Consider the following 15,217-nt stretch of genomic DNA (forward strand, 5'->3'; position numbering starts at 1 on the left):
TGTATTGATTTGGACGGGGCAAGCCATCACCCAACGCTCCGTGGGTGTTCGAGCCCGACACCCAGAGGGATTCATCCGCCCACCATGTTCATGACCGCGGTTTGTCCCGGGAGCTGCACAGGCGATGGGCTGGATGTGGTGCTGTCATTCCCAAACTCACCGCTATCATTGCTACCCCAGGCCCACACGGTGCCGTCGGAGCGCACCGCCAGCACGTGGGTATGGCCGGCGCTCACGGCAATCACGTTGCTCAGTCCTTGCGCCTGCACCGGCACGGAGCGGTCGGAAGTCGTGTTATCTCCCAACTGGCCGGAGCTGTTGGAGCCCCAGCCCCATACGGTGCCATCAGCCTTGAGCGCGACCGAGAATTGATACCCCGCTGAAACGGCTACCACGTTGCTCAACCCGGCCTTCTGCGTGGGCGACTTCGACTCGCTGCCCGAGCCCCAAACCCAGACCGTGCCATCCGCACGCACGGCCAGTGAATGGTTGCTGCCACAGTCCACGTCCACGACATTGCTCAGACTCGGGAGTTGCGCGGGAGCCGGGCGGTCGTTGGTCGTCCCGTCTCCGAGCTGGCCAGCACCATTTTCACCGGTAGCCCAGAGTTTGCCGTCCGGGCGCAGCAGAAGTGAATGGGAATCCCCGCCACAGAGAGTACCCCAGCCGGACTGGATGTTCGGATGTCCTGGCGGCGCTGGTCGTGGTGGCGGCGGCCCAGAACCGGTGCGAGGAGGCCACCGTGGCCCGGGAGCGCGCGATGGACCTGCTGCACGAGTCCATCTCCGCACAGGCAGCGCGCCGCCTTCGAGGCGTGGCTCACCCGCTCCCTGTCGCGCTGTACCTCCGCGAAGTAGGGCCCGCGATTGGATTCGTGGCTAGGGCGCGGGCTTCACGTCCGTGTTGTGGCCGGCGAGGATCTGCCACTTCTCGCCGGTCTTCTTCATCACGTACTTCATCTGGGTTCGCAGCAGTCCGGGCTCGGTGTTCTGCACTCCCGGTGGCAGTCCGCCGTGCTCCGTCACCTCGTGGACCGTGTCGACCACGGCGATGTTCGCCTCGGGAAACACGATTCTGCGCACCGTGACCCTGGCCTGACTGCCCTTGAAGATGGAGGCGAAGATCGCGGCGTGACGCTCCTCGATCTGCTCGCGGCCGTCGAAGACGCTCCCCACGATGTTGATGAAGTCCGCGTCCGGAGCGAAGTCCTTGGACCACGCCGTCGCGTCCCCCCGGTTCCACGCCTCGGTCTGGACCGCCACGAGCTGGCGGATCTCCATCTCGTCCTGCGCATGGTCCATATGCGCGCAGCCCGAGGGCAACAGGAACAGGAAGGACAGCAGGGACAGGATCGGAACACCACGAGTCATGTAGACACCCGATGAAGGGGCCGGATGCAGGGCACATCCGGCCATGCCGCGGAGGGAAAGGAGCACCTCCGCGACCGTGCAACGGACTCTCCTCTCAGGAAATGCCGAGGACGCTGCGCCAATAGGGGGAGACGAAGACCCCTTGGGGATCCAACCGCGCGCGCAACTCCAAGAACTGCGTCCACCGGGGGTAGCGCTGCGCCAGGTACTCGGGTCCCATGTCTCCGTCCGGCAGGTACTTGGCCCAGTGCGGGCGGAAGCCGTACTCCTTCAGCAGGTCCCAGTACTGCTGATAGAAGGCCCTGAGGGCATCCTCGTCCCGGAAGAGGTCGTGGAACCAGAACACGTCCACGCGGACCACGTCCTGCTGGTAGGCGGGGCTCATCCAGAGGTCACTGGCCTTGGCCGCGTAGATTTCGCAGGAGTAGGAGCCCGTGGCCCCGAGCCCGCCCTGTTCATAGAAGTCACGCAGCTTGTTCATCACCTCCTGCGTCTTGTCGAGGGGGATCCACAGCTCGGTGAACTCGGTGGGCATCAGGAAATCGGAGACATCGTTGTCCATCGGCAGGCTGCGGTACCAGTAATCCCAGAACGGCTGCTTGCCCACCGGATCCTGGGGCTGCGTCACATCCACGGCCGGGAGGCCCTGCAGGACGTCGCTCGGGACGTGGATGTGGTAGTAGCGAGGCAGCTTCAGGCCATGCTCGCTCAGGAGCGACTGCAACCTGGGCAGGTGGGTGCTCGCGTCCGGCATCCTGGCCAGCACATCCTTCCAGAGATCGACCGGGACCGACGTGACGCGGGTCGAGTCCATGGGGGCTCCGGCATCCGGGTGACGCAGTCGGAGGCGCGGACCTCCGGCCGCGCGCCGCCCCGCGGAGCCCGCTGAAGCCGCCCCCTGCCCGGGCGTGCCCGTGTTCCTCTCGAGCTCGACGACGCGGACCTCGTCCGAGAACATTCCCTGTGGCGCCTCCGGGGCGGGTGACCCGGGGGGGACCGTGTCCCCCGTGTAGACGGGAGCGAAGAGGTTGATCACGAAGGGCAGGATGCACGGGCCGTACGTCAGCTCGATGAGCTCCTGGACCAGGTCGCGCACCAGCTCGTCCTGGATGAGGTTGATCAACACCGGCCAACCGGCGGACAGCTGGTAGAACAACGACGCGGCAATCTGTGCCGGGATTTGAGACCCGAGGATGACCGGGAACTCCCGGTATTGTTTGGGATTGAGGTTCCCTGGAGTGCCCGTGAACGCGTTGTAATCCTCGGCCTTCATGCGCCGGGCCTGCCAGACGACGATGCGCTCGACTCCCTTCTGCGGCCACCACAGCAGCCGGGTGTACTCCGTCTGGCGCAGGAACTGCTCCAGCGAGGGTTTGCCGGGCGAGCCCGGCCCGAAGAAGTCGATGGGGCAGTTGACGTCATTCAGGGCGTAGCACGTCTCGTTCCCGATGATGTCGAAGCGCGCGTTGGGCTGGAAGGTGATGCTGGTGATGATGCCCATGAGCCCCATGGACACGAGCACGCCCTCGAACTCCGGGTCCTTCCCCCGGGTGTACGAGCGCCGCACCCCCTGCCCATCCACGAGGGTGATACCGACGATGCTGTCGGTGTAGGCGTACTGGAGCGAGCCACCCGAACACCCCATGACGGAGAATCCCCCCACGGCCTGGTGGGTAATCCCTCCCATGTCCGGCACGGCCAGCCCCTTCTGCTCCAGTTGGTAGAAGAGCGTGTCCTCCCAGGGCCCGGGGGCGTTCTGGCCCAGATAGCACCCGGCCTGGACCGTCACCGTCCCGTCCGCGTTGAAGGTGACCCCCCTGTACTGATCCAGCGACATGACGACGGAATAGAGCGAATCGGCCGCGATGGCGGCCAGCACGGAGTGGCCCGAGCCGATCACCCGGGCCACGGATTGGTTCGCGAGGGCCAACTGAACGAGCTGTGCGATCTCCTCCTCGCTCTTGGGGTGATAGAGCCCCGTCTGCTGATCCTGCTGGATGGAGGGAAGCCGCGACGAGAGTTCTCTTGCAACAGTCATATCTACCTCTTGGGTTGTGAGTGCGTGTGCACACCGGGGGCAGGCTGAACCGTGCTGCAATTCACATCGTGCTCGTGCAAGGGTGCGGGAACTTCCACCCCCCCAAGCAAATCCTGCACCACGGAGCCCTTCCCTCGGCGAGCCCCCCAGGAGGTGAGGCGCCCGGTGGACGTTGACGCGTCAGGGGGCCGAAGCCAACGCGTCAACGCGCTGTCGCTGACGCGTCGGCTCCGGGTTCGTGTCGTACTCCCGCCTGCGGAGGCTGATACGCTTTCCGGCTCGCGCATGGCCTCCTCCTCCTCTTCTTCCCTCCGCGTGAGCCGGGGGACCCGCGAGCTGCACCGGCTGCTCCAACAGTCCGTCGACCTCCGCGGCCTCGACCTGGAGGGCTTCCGCCGCTGGCTCACCCAGCAGCTCCCCTTCTGGGAAGCGGACCCGGCCTTCGCCCAGCGCGCCAGGATTCGCGACCTGCGGCGCGCCCATCCCGAGCTCCTCGCTCTGGAGCGGGCGCTCCGTCGCGCCACCGCCGCGGACGAGGCCTCTCCCCAGGCCCCTCGCCTTCTCCAGGTGGAAGAGGAGCTCTCCCGGGTGGAGAAGGCCCTTGCGGGGTTGGGTGACGCGTTGACCCGGGCCGGGCCGGAAAAGCAGACGGGCCTCCAGCGGAAGCTCTCCGGCTTCCAGGACAGACAGCGGGTGCTGCTGCGCGAGCAGGCGCTGCTCACCCAGGCGAGCCCTCCACGCCAGGAGTTGCTCCGGCTCCGCGCGGAGTGGCAGCGGCTTCGCTCCCTCCTCGGGCTCGAGCGCGCGGAGGCCGAGCTCGCCGAGCTCCTGCTGCACCAGGGGCGCCGTTCCGGGAACGCGGGCGGGAGCTTCGAGCAGCAGGCCCTCTCCCTGACGTGGCATTCCATCGTGCCCGGCCTGGCGCGGAACGGGGCCACGGCGCGGCTCCGGGTGCTCACCGGTGTGGGGCTCGGGGCCGCGCGCACCGAGCTCGATCAGTTGCTCATCCGTCAGCCGCTCCGCCCCGGCCAGCCCGTGGAGGTGCTCGCGCTCGTCGAGGTGAAGCGCAACCTCAATGACCTGGCCCACGGCTTCCGCCGCCGTCAGGAGAACCTGGCCTGGTTCAAGGGCGACTCCGGGCACTATGACGCCCAGCTCTACCGCACGCGTTACTTCCGCTCCGGCCACTTCGACCGCGAGGCCGTGCATGAACAGGACGGCGAGCGCTTCGTCTTCACGCGCGACTCCTTCCGCCTCTTCCGGCGAGAACCCGTCGGTGAGTCGTTCCTCCGCCGCCTGTTCTTCATCACCCGGGCCGGCACCCTGCTCGGTGTTTCCGCCGCCGCCATGGCTCGCATCCGCCACCGCGTCTCGACCGATGAGCGGTGGCGGCTCCAGGACGACGCCTCCCTCCTCGCGCTGCTCCGCTGGTGCCAATCCCTGGCGGAGCCCCTGGAGTCCCCCGACGTCCTACGGCTGTATTGCTCCGTTCCGGGGCTCGCTCGTCAGGTGCTCGTGCTCCACCGGGACCGGTAGCGCTTCAGCTCCACGTGCGCTGCTGGTTGCGCGCGTTCTTGTCCCGGAACGCCTGCTCCAGGTCCACATCCACCCGGTTGGCGATGGCCAACAGGTAGTTGAAGACATCCACCAGCTCCTCCGCCAGGTGCGCCTTCGCCTCCTCCGTCGGCGTGCTCTTCCCCTCGTCGAAGAGCTTGTTGTACCGGCGCACCGCCTTGAACAGCTCTCCCATCTCCTCTCCCATGAGGAAACAGTTGTGCACCAGGTCCACCTTCAGCCATCCATGCAGCGTCTCCAGCTCGTGGATGTAGCGCTGGTAGTCCTTCATCGTCGCGCCTTCGGGGAGTGTGATCATGCTCCCCTTCCTCGCTGACGCGCCTTTCGCCTGTCAACCGCGGTGGGGCTCGAGTGACAGGTACTCCGAGGATCTCGATACCCTCACCCCGACCCTCTCCCGGAGGGAGAGGGAGGGATGGGATGGGATGGGTTGGGTTGGGCTACCAGGTGGTGTCGGGGACCGGCGCGGACAGCATCTGCCTCCGCTCCTCCACCATCCCCAGCTTCACCCCCAGCTGGTACAGCGCCCGCGTCTGCTTCAGCAACGGGCTCCACGGCGCGCTCACCTCCACGCCCGCCCCCTCGTCGTCGCTGTTCTCTCCCCTCTTCTCCCCGAGCAGCTCCGCCAGCACCTCCGCCGCCCCCTTCTTCCTCGGGAACTCCTCCACCCTCACCGGGCCCTCCACCTTCGCCGCCTCCTTCGCCAGCTTCAACGCCACCGGGAAGCCTCCCAGCTCGTCCACCAGCCCCTTCTCCTTCGCGTCCTCCCCCGTCCACACCCTCCCCTTCGCCACCTCCCGCAGCTTCTCCACCGGCATCTTCCTCCCCTCCGCCGCCTTCGCCGTGAAGTCCTCGTACACCCGGTCCAGGGACGACTCGTGCTTCGCCAGCTGCTCCGGCGTGAAGTCCAGGTCCGTGCTGTACATCGCCGCGTTCTTCCCCACCGCGAGCGTCTCCCAGTTCACCCCCAGCTTCTCCCAGAAGTCCGCCGTCACCAGCTTCCCGCTGTACACCCCGATGCTCCCCGTCAGCGTCCCCGGCTGCGCGACAATCTTGTCCGCGTCCATCGACACGAAGTACCCGCCGCTCGCCGCGTACGTCCCCATCGACACGATCACCGGCTTGCCCTTCTCCTTCGCCCGCTGCACCTCGCGGCGCACCGTGTCGCTCGCCACGTAGCTCCCCCCGGGGCTGTCCACCCGGAAGAGAATGGCCTTCACCCGCTCGTCATCCGTCGCCTTGCGGAGGGCCGCCGCCACCGTCTCGCTCCCCATCGTCACCTCGCCCGTCATGGGGTTGGTGTGGCTGCGGCCTCGCGAGATGCCCCCCGCCCCGTAGATGAGCGCCACCACCGGCCCGCGCGTGTTCGGCCTCCCCGCCCGCTCCAGGTACTTCTCCACGTACAGGAGCCGCGCCCCCTTCCCCGCCTCCTCCTTCACCTTCTCGTACACCTCGTCGCGGTAGAGCAGCCCGTCCACCAGCTTCGCCTCCAGCGCCTCCTTCCCCAGCAGCGGCGCCGCGTCGATGGCCGCCTTCACCTGCTCCTCGCTCAGCTTCCGGCCCTCGGCCACCCCCTTCACCACCTGCCCGAAGAGGCTCGTCAGGAAGCGCTCCGTCTCCTCGCGGTGCGCCTCCGTGTACGTCTGCTCCGTGTACGAGTTCACCGCCGCCTTGTACTCGTAGCGCTTGCCCATCCTCGGCTTCACCCCGAGCTTCGCCAGCATGTCGCGCCCGAAGGGCGTCTCCACCGCCGCCCCCACCACCGACACGTCCCCCGAGGGCTGGATGTAGATTTCGTCGAACGCCGTGGCCAGGTAGTACGCCCCCGTCGCCCCCCCGCCCTCGCCAAAGGTGTCCGCGTACACCACCGCCTTCTTCCCCTTCGCCCGGAAGGCCTTCACCGCGTCACGCAGCTCCTGCACCACCGCCGTGCTCCCCGGCGCCCCGTCCAGCTTCACCACCAGCGCCTTCACCCGCCCGTCCTCCCCCGCCTTCTCCAGCGCGTCCACCACGTCCCGCACCGTCAGCTTCTCGTCCCCGAAGGCCCCCGCCAGCGAGTCCTCCGGCACGTACTCCGCCAACGGCTCGCTCAGCTCCAGCTCCAGCACCACCTGCTCCGGCACCCCTGGCTTGTTCGACGCCCCGAGGATGACCAGCCCCACCACGGCCCCCATGAAGAGGAGGCTCAGTGCGCCCACCAACGCGAGCGAACCGATGAAGAAGCGTTTCATGCGCCAGGCTCCTGACACCTGTGTGTGACACCTGCGTGTATGCGAAGGGCTTACTACCAACCGACTCCTCATACGACATTCGCCCCTCTTCCATTCCATGCCCCCCGGTGTGCCGAGCCGCCAGACGTCTCACGCCCCACACCCGCCCTCGTCCGGACAGCGGGCGTCCTCCCCGGCCCCGTCGTCCGTATGTCACCCGGGAGACCCCGTAAGCCCGCACAGTCGAGGTTTCCGGATAAAACGGGAGCGCCGGACTAGGGGGAGGGGTTCCGGGGGTTGCACCGATGCCTATTCCTTCTGGGGACGACGTGTGCTCCCGAACAGGACGACCCCCGCCATGGACGACACCCTCTCCCTCTCCGTGCACCTGCCCCCGCCCACGGCGCGAGCCCAACCCGCCACGTCCATGAGCCTCCTGGAGGCGAACCCGGGGTTGAGGGACGCCGAGGGCGGTTTCCCCTTCTCCGAGCCCATCCCCGTCCGCGTCCACACCCTCGAGGGCGCCGGCGGCGTGCCCCTGCGTGTGTATGACGCGGGAGACCTCTACGGGCCTCCCATCCTCTTCGTGCACGGCTTCTCCCAGTGCCACCTGTCGTGGCGGCGCCAGCTCCACAGCGCCCTGGGCCTGGGCTTCCGGCTGGTGGCGGTGGACCTGCGCGGGCACGGGCACTCGGGCAAGCCCCGCGGCGCCTATGGCGACGGGCGGCTGTGGGCCGAGGACCTGCACGCCGTCATCTCCTCGCTCGAGCTGGAGCGGCCCCTGCTCGTGGCCTGGTCCTACGGCGGCATGGTCGTCTCCGACTACCTGCGCCACTACGGCCAGGAGCACCTGGCCGGGGTGAACTTCGTGTCCGCCATGGTGAAGGGTGGCTCCGAGGAGGCCTTCGGCCTGCTCTCCAACGAGCTGCTCTCGCTCATCCCCGGGCTCTTCGCCGGGCAGGACGAGGACGCGGACCGCGACACCCTGGAGCGCTTCGTCTCGTTGCTGCACCACCAGCCGGTGACGCCGGAGACGCGGCGCCTGGTGCTCGCCTACAACGAGCTGGTGCCCGCCCACGTGCGCGAGGCCCTGTGCGCGCGCTCCGTGGACAACGACGACGTGCTGAGCCGGCTGACGCTCCCCGTGCTCGTGTCCCACGGCCTGGAGGACCGCGTGGTGCTGCCCGCCTCCGGCCGCCACATCGCCTCCGTGGTGCCCGGCGCCCTCGTGTCCCTGTACCCGAACTCCGGCCACTCGCCCTTCTGGGAGGAGTCCCGGCGCTTCAACCGCGAGCTGGCCGCGTTCGCCGCCCGCTGCTGGTAGGCCGGGGCTTCAGACCTCGGTGAAACGCGTGCCGGTGATGTGCTCGCGCTCGAGGGCCTGCTTGAGGTCCTCGGAGACGATGAGGGCTCCAGTCCAGCCCCAGGGACGGAAGAGGCGGGCGTCGCCGGGCTTCGTGGGGTCGATGCGCATGCCCGCGACCACCCGGTACTGGCCCACCTTCTCGGGCTGGCCGTCCTCGGGCGTGAAGTACTGCACCTCCTCGCACCGGGCGTCGTCGATGCAGCGGATGATGCGCAAGGGGTTGAGGATGAACCTGGGCCCGGCGTGTCCGTCGACCTGGGCGGGGATGAATTGAACGTCCCGGACGTCCAGCCGCTCGAAGAGCCGGACGAAGCGCTCGTTGACCACGAGGATGCTGAAGGCGGCCCAGCAGAAGTCCAGCTCCACTCCGTCGGGCCTCACGGGGAAGCGGATCGTCCCCACGGGATCGATCCACCTGCCGTCGTCGAACTGCCAGGGATTGATCTTCTGCCCGTGCTCATCGACGGGGCTCCTCAGGTGCCAGCGCCCTGGGTGGTGTCTGTCGTCCGTCAGTTTGTAATACCTGGGCATTTCGCTTCGAGCTCAGTCCTGGGACTTCGTTATCAGCCGGTGGAGTCGCGACCCAGGAGTGCATACTTCATCCGCGATCTTCGCGAGTACCTCCACCAGCTTGTTCTTGCAGAGAGCGGCGGTTCCGCAGCCGCTCATTGCCCGACGCAGCTCATCGTACAACGCCTGATGGTACGCCTCGGGATGAGGGCCCTTGTGGCCCTTGAGATAGACGAGGTTCTCCTTCGCATCCAGGCTCATCCCCGCCAGCTCGAAGAATTCCTCGAAAAGTGGCGTCCATGGGCCGCCCCGCAGCGTCGAGGTGTCGTTCTTGTTGGTGGCGAGGTGGTGCCAGTAATAGCCGTCCCTCGGCTCGGAGCCATCGGAGCAGGCGGTGGCCGAGGCGGTGCCCGCCGCCACCCCCGCGACGAGGACGGTGCCATCGGCCACCATCTGGACCGTCGTCGCGCCCTCCAGCGTCAGGCCCTCTGGGAGCGAGAGTTCGAGGCACCCGCTGCATCCTCCACCCCCCAGCCCAACCCGGTGGCTTGACGGGCGCACCCGTATTTCCGTGTAATTCCGGCACGACGGCCCACACGCCGCGTCGCCTCCGGAGGTGCGCCGTGTCCACCCGTCTTGTTGGCTCGCGCCTACCTGGCGCTCGGCTGCGTCCCCTGCTGGGCGGCTGGCTTCTCCTCGCGCTCTGTCTTCAGTCCGCCTGCGCCACGGGCACCCCACGGGGCGGCTTCCTGGTGGGCTACCGCTCCCATTCGCTCACGCCCCCACCAGCCCCCAAGGAGTACGTCACCCTCACGCCGAGGAGCGACTTCGCGCCCGTCCAGGTTTCGGACGCGGAGTTTCGCGACGCCGTCACCCAGCTCGTACTGGAGGTTCCCCTGCGGGTCGCAGCCCGCCCCACCAGGCCTCTGGCGGGCCGTCTGGTACTGGCCTCCTGGCCGCCGGGTGCCGCGGGGGATTCCAGCGTCGAAGGCGGTTACGCGCGCCTGTGCGAGCGGCGTGGCTCTCCGGGAGATTGCTTCTGGCTCCTGGGGGATGGTCCACACGACACCACCCTCGGTCACCGGGACAGGTTCGCACTGGCCCTCAGTCTCGCCCTCACCCCAGCGGTGGCGGCGGCCACGGGCGTCCTCCAGGACTTCTCCGGGCACGCCATGACGACGCTCCTCACGGGCCTCTCCCTCTACCTCGTGGTGCTCATGGCACCGGAGCCCCTCTCCAAAGGCCTTGCCCTGGCGATGACCCTCTTCCTCTGGGGCTACCTGGGCCATGAGCTCTGGGGATTGATTTCCGCCACGAAGGACCTCTGGGACGAGGCGGAGGCCGCCAGCGCGTTTCACGAGTTACGCGACGCGAGCGAGCGGTACGCCCAGGTGCTCGGACCCAATACCCTGCGTGTCCTCATCCTCCTGGCGACCTGGAAGGCGGGCGCCAGGGGCAAGGAGGCCATGACGGGGAGCGGGCTGCCGGGTTTCCCCCAGGCGGTGCGGAACGCCGCCGCCGCGGGCCGCTTCCGGCTGCCCGCGGCGGCTTCCGATGCGACGTCGGTGTCCGTGGTCGAGGGCAGACTGACGCTCACGCTTCCGTCCGGCTCGGGCGCCATCCTCGCCATGCAGAATCAGGAGGAGGGCGACATCCACCACATCGCCACCGTGGAGAATGAAAAGTCCCCAGCCCGGGGCGGACCGTGGACGCCAAGACTCAAGAAATTCTTCGACAAGGCCGGCATGTCGATGGAGGACCCAGCCAACAAGGTCCGTATCCCGGGCCACAAGGGACCTCACCCCGAGGAGTACCATCAGGAGGTATATGAGCGGCTAGAGAGGGCAGTCAGGCGCTGCGAAACCACGGCGCAGTGTCGGGAGGCCCTCACCCGGGAATTGGGGAAACTGGCCGAGCAACTCAAGAGCGTAGGTTCCAAGCTCAACAAGCTCGTCACCCGCACCGAGTGAGGTAGGGGGTGTGTCATGGCGAAAAACTATTTCAAGCTGACCGACGACATGACCTGGCCGGACCGCTGGTTGTTGGGAGACCCCATCGACGAGCAGGGCAAAGAGGTACGTGGACGGCAGTTCATGAGCGGCGAGCCCACCCGTTTTGACGGGCGCCTTCGCGTCCCGGTCTACCATCCTGGCTCTTCTCTCGACTTCACGCGCGTGGACACGGGGGGCTTCCCCGTGGTCTCCGAAAAGGTGGCCCGCGTTCTGGCCGAACTGGCTCCCGGCGACGTTCAACTGATCCCCGCCGAAGTGGAGTCGCGGCCAGAGACCTACTTCGTGGTCAACGTCGCGCGCCGGGTGAAGTGCATTGATGAAGTAGCCTCGGAGGAGGTGCGGTACGGGGAACCGGAAGACAACTGGCCCGACGAGCTTGGATATTATGAGGCCGTTTACGGCATGCGCATCGACCCCACCCAGGTGGGCGATGCCAAGGTGTTTCGTCCCTGGGGTTACACAGGGTCCCTGCTTGTTGCCGAAGACGTGAAGGAGGCCCTCGAGCGCACTGGTGCCACTGGGCTCAACTTCACGCAAGTCACCGGGCCCAGCCCCATCAGCGATGAGGAGCGCGCCTACAAGCGGAGGTGCCGCGAGCTTCTGGACCCCCCCCTAGCCGCCAGACGCGCAGCGTGGAAATGCCTCGGCGCGGTGGACGAGCTGGCCGTCGTCCCCAGGGCCATCTGCTACGAATGGCCGGGCCACCGGCAAGACTGGCGTGTCATCCATCGGGAGGCAGGGCGCCTCCTCCTCGTCTCCGAGGGCCTTTCGGACCCCTTCATCGCCCGTCTGGAGCCCTCGGTGGGTTTTGGCCTGGAGCTCGCTCTAGAGACGGAGCAGACGGAACTGCACCTCGATTCCATCGAGGGAAGCTGGCCCTTCACTCTGCTGGAGCGAGTCTCCAAGGAGGTGGTGGCCCACGAGAACGTGCGAGAGAGGGCCAAGGCGGGCCTCGTTGCGCTGGAGGTAGCGGGGACGGGCATGCCCGCGACCCTCGTCACCCAGGAGGGCCGGGTGGGCGCGCTACTTGGCCTGGAGTCGCGCACACTGCCAAGGCGGTTTCCCACGCCGTTCGGCGACGTGCGGCTCGTCACCGTCAAGGCCCTCCTTCCCGCCGAGCTGGAGTACGTGTTGAAGCGTGGCGAGGCGGGCCTGGACGAGTTGGCGCGGCGCTTCGCGGAAACCGGGGAGGAGCACGTCTCCCGCGCCAGCCGACAAGCAGTGGTGTAGCCAGAGAGGGGCTGCGTTACGGAGCGTTGACCCCTGAGCGTCAGACTTCGGTGAAGCGTGTGCCGGTGATGTGCTCGCGCTCGAGGGCCAGCGTGAGGTCCTCGGAGACGATGAGCGCCACCGTCCATCCCCAGGGTCGGAAGATGCGGGCGTCGCCTGGCTTCGTGGGGTCGATGCGCATGCCCGCGACCACCCGGTACTGACCCTAAGGGGCTCTGCCCGGCTTGCAGCTTACCTGCTGTGTCCTCCCACCCTCTGCCAACCCGGTGGTTTGACTGGTGTACCTGTATTCCCGTGTAATTCCGGAATGGCGGCTTTTGGTCGCGTCGCCTCCGGAGATGCCCCGTGCCCACCCGTCTTCCTGGTGCTCGCCCTTCGGGCGCGCGTCTGAGCCCCTGCTTTGGTGTCTGGGCCCTCATCGTCCTCTTCCAGTTCGCGTGTGCCACGGGCACCCCACACGGCAGTCTCCTCGTCGGCTACCGCTACAACCCGCTCACGTCCCCGCCGGCCCCCCATGTGCGTGTGGCCGCCACGGCGGAGCCCGGGCTCGAGTCCGCCCCCGTGTACGTGGTGGACTTCATGGAGCCCGGCAACGTCGCTACTCGGCCGGTGCCCATACCGAGGGCCGAGTTCCAACAGGCGTTCCAGCGCCTCGCTCGCGACGTGCGGTTGAAGCGGAAGTCGCCGCGCGAGGCCGCCCACGAGTTTCTGAGCCTTGTGGCGACGAAGCCGGACGACCCATGGGTCACCATGACGGGTTACTGGGAGGTGGAGCAGCACTACCGCTCGGCCCCCACCTGGACACCCCTACGTCAGGATGGCCCGGTTGAGCTCATTCCCGAGGCCGAAGCAGCCCTCAAGCAGAAGTACCTGAAGTGGTGTGAGCACCAGGGTGGCGGCGACTGCCTCGGCCTGCTGGACGATGGGCCCTACTTGCGCGCCGATGATCGGCGGGCGTTTGCCCTGGCCCTGGCCTTTGGCAGGGTCCTCGAGGAGACGCGCGATGCACTGAAGGCCGAGCTGCTGGACGTGCAGATGCTCGTCTCCATGGTCGTCTGGACGGTGGCCCTCTACTGCATGATGTGGGTGGTGCCCGAGCCGACCACCAAGGCCCTTGCCGCCGGAATGACCCTCCTCCTGATGGGCTACCTGGGCCTCGAGACGGTGTACGGGCTGATGGACGGCTGGGCCCGCATGGCCGACACGGCGCACCACGCCACCACCCTCGAGGAACTGCGCACGGCGGGCGAGGAATTCGGCGAGGTGCTGGGCGAGGATGCGGCCCGGGCCATGATTCTCGCCGTGTCCACACTCGCTGGGCACTCGCTGGGGCAGGTGGTGGCGCGAGTGAAGTCGCTTCCGCGCTTCAAGCTCGCGGGGGCGCAGTTCGAGGCGCAGGGCGGCGCCGCCGTCATGGAGCACGTGGAAGTCGTGGAGACGACGCTCGCGGCGGAGGGAGCCCTGGCCAAGGCGGTGGCGGCGGTGGAAACGGTGGCCACCTCACCGCAGGGCCCCATGGCCGTGGTCATGCTCAAGAAGGGGCCGGGCGCCGGGACGGGAACGGCGCTGGGAGGACGCTCCGCCGAAACCGTCATTCGTCACCGGGGCGGCAACAGACAGGTGCAACTCAGCAATGGGCAGCGCTGGCACTTACCTCGAGGCAAATCGATTGCGGATATTCCCGCCGAGGACAAGATGGGGGATATGCTCCAGGAGGCCGTCACCAAGGCCGCCAAGAAGTGGGGGCCCGACAGGCTCTCGCGCAACGAGCGAGAGGCCATCGACGAAGCCCTGAAGAAGGGCGAATACTGGCTGGCGAGACTGCTGGAACGCGAGGCCCGGGGGCGGTTCGTGCACGAAGAGGTCAAAGCCCAGGTGCGAGGCAGCCTTCAGTTCAAACACCAGGGAGTGGACGTGTTTGACCTGAAGACGGGCCGCAAGTACGAGATTCTCTCCGGCACGGAGTCGAATCTGGCGCGTCACGGCAGGCGCATGGCGGGCGAGTTCTTCCGGATGCTCACCTTCTGAAAGGAGCAACAACCATGGGGTGGCTGGAGAACGTCCTCATTGAGGACAAGGAGATTGCAAACGAGCGGCTGGAGTTGACGGACAAGAATTCGCTCTATTTCCTTGGCCCCAACCTGTTGCTTAGAAACTGCACCGTCATCCTAAAGGTCTCCGCCAGGAACTTGCTCATCGTTGGGGCTCGGTTCATCGACTGCACCTTCGAGGTGAAGCAGGAACTGAAGAACCACCAACAGTGGGTGTTCGCATCCTTGGCGGGGTGCCGGTTCAAGGGGCGCCTGTCGGGCTGCGACTTCGGGCACTGGCCTGACTACTCAGAGAGGGCGGGGCACGGCTCCATCGAAAACTGCGACTTCACCGAGGCCCGCCTGGATGGCTGCCGCATCATGGGGTCGGACCCAGCCACCCTTCGCTTTCCCAAGTGGCCCTGCTTCACCATCCTGGATCCCATCAGGCGAGCCCGCGAGCTCAACAGCGTCCAATGGCCGGGAGGTTTTCGCCCCATTGTCGTGGAGGGTCAGTACAGGGATCCTCCCTGCACAACGGCAGTAACGCTCTACGCTCCGGCCCTCGCCAGGCGACGCGAGACCACCGAGAAAGCATTCAGAGCGGTCGTTGAGCAGTTCGACTGCATCGTCTACTGACGACACAGTGCGGAGAGTCGCCCTGTCGAAGGGCCGCGACGCACCGACAACTACCGCGGGGAGGGGGGCGTCACCGCATGCGCCACCTCGAAACAGCACGAGGCCCCCGTTCGCATCGTTGTCGATGATCACCGGGAGGGATTACTTCGCGGCGAGGCATGCAGGTCCGCCCCACGCACGTGGATGCCCGGCGCGCATCCGGAGAGAGTCAATGCCGCTGACAGCAGATGACTCCAT

At 67.2% G+C, this 15,217-nt stretch carries 13 protein-coding genes and 2 pseudogenes; 6 read left to right on the top strand and 9 right to left on the bottom strand.

Translation table 11 applies throughout. The features are described from left to right. Positions 1-71: 71 nt before the first annotated feature. From JQX13_RS54065 to JQX13_RS14495, 4 genes and pseudogenes are all read right to left on the bottom strand, one after another. Positions 72-512, bottom strand: coding sequence for an RCC1 domain-containing protein (locus tag JQX13_RS54065; RefSeq protein WP_239014752.1), 441 nt, complete (start codon positions 510-512; stop codon positions 72-74). Positions 513-533: 21 nt separating this feature from the next. Beyond that, positions 534-791: pseudogene (locus tag JQX13_RS56275) on the bottom strand (RCC1 repeat-containing protein); the annotation flags it as partial. An 87-nt stretch (positions 792-878) separates the two neighbouring features. Further along, the gene (locus JQX13_RS14490) at positions 879-1,370 is read right to left on the bottom strand and encodes an SgcJ/EcaC family oxidoreductase (protein WP_203409605.1); all 492 of its coding nucleotides are present in this window, start codon (positions 1,368-1,370) and stop codon (positions 879-881) included. Positions 1,371-1,464: 94 nt separating this feature from the next. Beyond that, positions 1,465-3,408: a D-arabinono-1,4-lactone oxidase gene (locus tag JQX13_RS14495; RefSeq protein ID WP_203409606.1), complete on the bottom strand. Its 1,944-nt coding sequence runs from the start codon at positions 3,406-3,408 to the stop codon at positions 1,465-1,467. A gap of 285 nt (positions 3,409-3,693) precedes the next feature. Between JQX13_RS14495 and JQX13_RS14500 the strand changes: the two genes are divergently transcribed. Next, positions 3,694-4,944: a hypothetical protein gene (locus tag JQX13_RS14500; protein WP_203409607.1), complete on the top strand. Its 1,251-nt coding sequence runs from the start codon at positions 3,694-3,696 to the stop codon at positions 4,942-4,944. Positions 4,945-4,948: 4 nt separating this feature from the next. On the opposite strand, the gene JQX13_RS14505 is transcribed toward JQX13_RS14500, so the two are convergent. Together JQX13_RS14505 and sppA are read right to left on the bottom strand one after the other, a co-directional pair. Further along, positions 4,949-5,281: a MazG nucleotide pyrophosphohydrolase domain-containing protein gene (locus tag JQX13_RS14505; RefSeq protein ID WP_203409608.1), complete on the bottom strand. Its 333-nt coding sequence runs from the start codon at positions 5,279-5,281 to the stop codon at positions 4,949-4,951. Positions 5,282-5,423: 142 nt separating this feature from the next. Then, a complete protein-coding gene (gene sppA, locus JQX13_RS14510) occupies positions 5,424-7,214 on the bottom strand; it encodes a signal peptide peptidase SppA (protein WP_203409609.1) in 1,791 nt (596 codons plus the stop codon). Between the two features lie 337 nt (positions 7,215-7,551). Between sppA and JQX13_RS14515 the strand changes: the two genes are divergently transcribed. Further along, the gene (locus JQX13_RS14515; RefSeq protein WP_203409610.1) at positions 7,552-8,517 is read left to right on the top strand and encodes an alpha/beta fold hydrolase; all 966 of its coding nucleotides are present in this window, start codon (positions 7,552-7,554) and stop codon (positions 8,515-8,517) included. Between the two features lie 9 nt (positions 8,518-8,526). On the opposite strand, the gene JQX13_RS14520 is transcribed toward JQX13_RS14515, so the two are convergent. Then, entirely contained in the window at positions 8,527-9,090 is a 564-nt protein-coding gene (locus JQX13_RS14520; RefSeq protein ID WP_203409611.1) for an imm11 family protein, read from the bottom strand. A 12-nt stretch (positions 9,091-9,102) separates the two neighbouring features. Then, positions 9,103-9,631, bottom strand: a pseudogene (locus JQX13_RS14525) (AHH domain-containing protein); the annotation flags it as partial. Between the two features lie 61 nt (positions 9,632-9,692). Here JQX13_RS14525 and JQX13_RS14530 point away from each other — a divergent pair. Both JQX13_RS14530 and JQX13_RS14535 read left to right on the top strand, forming a co-directional pair. Continuing rightward, positions 9,693-11,039 (top strand): AHH domain-containing protein, encoded by a 1,347-nt coding sequence (locus tag JQX13_RS14530; protein WP_203409612.1) that lies wholly within the window; start codon positions 9,693-9,695, stop codon positions 11,037-11,039. 15 nt (positions 11,040-11,054) lie between these two features. After that, complete coding sequence (locus tag JQX13_RS14535) at positions 11,055-12,311, top strand: imm11 family protein (protein WP_203409613.1); 1,257 nt, start codon at positions 11,055-11,057, stop codon at positions 12,309-12,311. 40 nt (positions 12,312-12,351) lie between these two features. Here JQX13_RS14535 and JQX13_RS14540 read toward each other — a convergent pair whose 3' ends face one another. Beyond that, the gene (locus JQX13_RS14540; protein ID WP_203409614.1) at positions 12,352-12,492 is read right to left on the bottom strand and encodes a hypothetical protein; all 141 of its coding nucleotides are present in this window, start codon (positions 12,490-12,492) and stop codon (positions 12,352-12,354) included. A gap of 164 nt (positions 12,493-12,656) precedes the next feature. On the opposite strand from JQX13_RS14540, the gene sitA5 reads away from it, so the two are divergent. Then, entirely contained in the window at positions 12,657-14,339 is a 1,683-nt protein-coding gene (gene sitA5, locus JQX13_RS14545; RefSeq protein WP_203409615.1) for a SitA5 family polymorphic toxin, read from the top strand. 14 nt (positions 14,340-14,353) lie between these two features. Continuing rightward, complete coding sequence (locus JQX13_RS14550; protein WP_203409616.1) at positions 14,354-14,980, top strand: pentapeptide repeat-containing protein; 627 nt, start codon at positions 14,354-14,356, stop codon at positions 14,978-14,980. Positions 14,981-15,217 lie beyond the last annotated feature (237 nt).

Source organism: Archangium violaceum, assembly GCF_016859125.1.
Classification (GTDB): domain Bacteria; phylum Myxococcota; class Myxococcia; order Myxococcales; family Myxococcaceae; genus Archangium; species Archangium violaceum_A.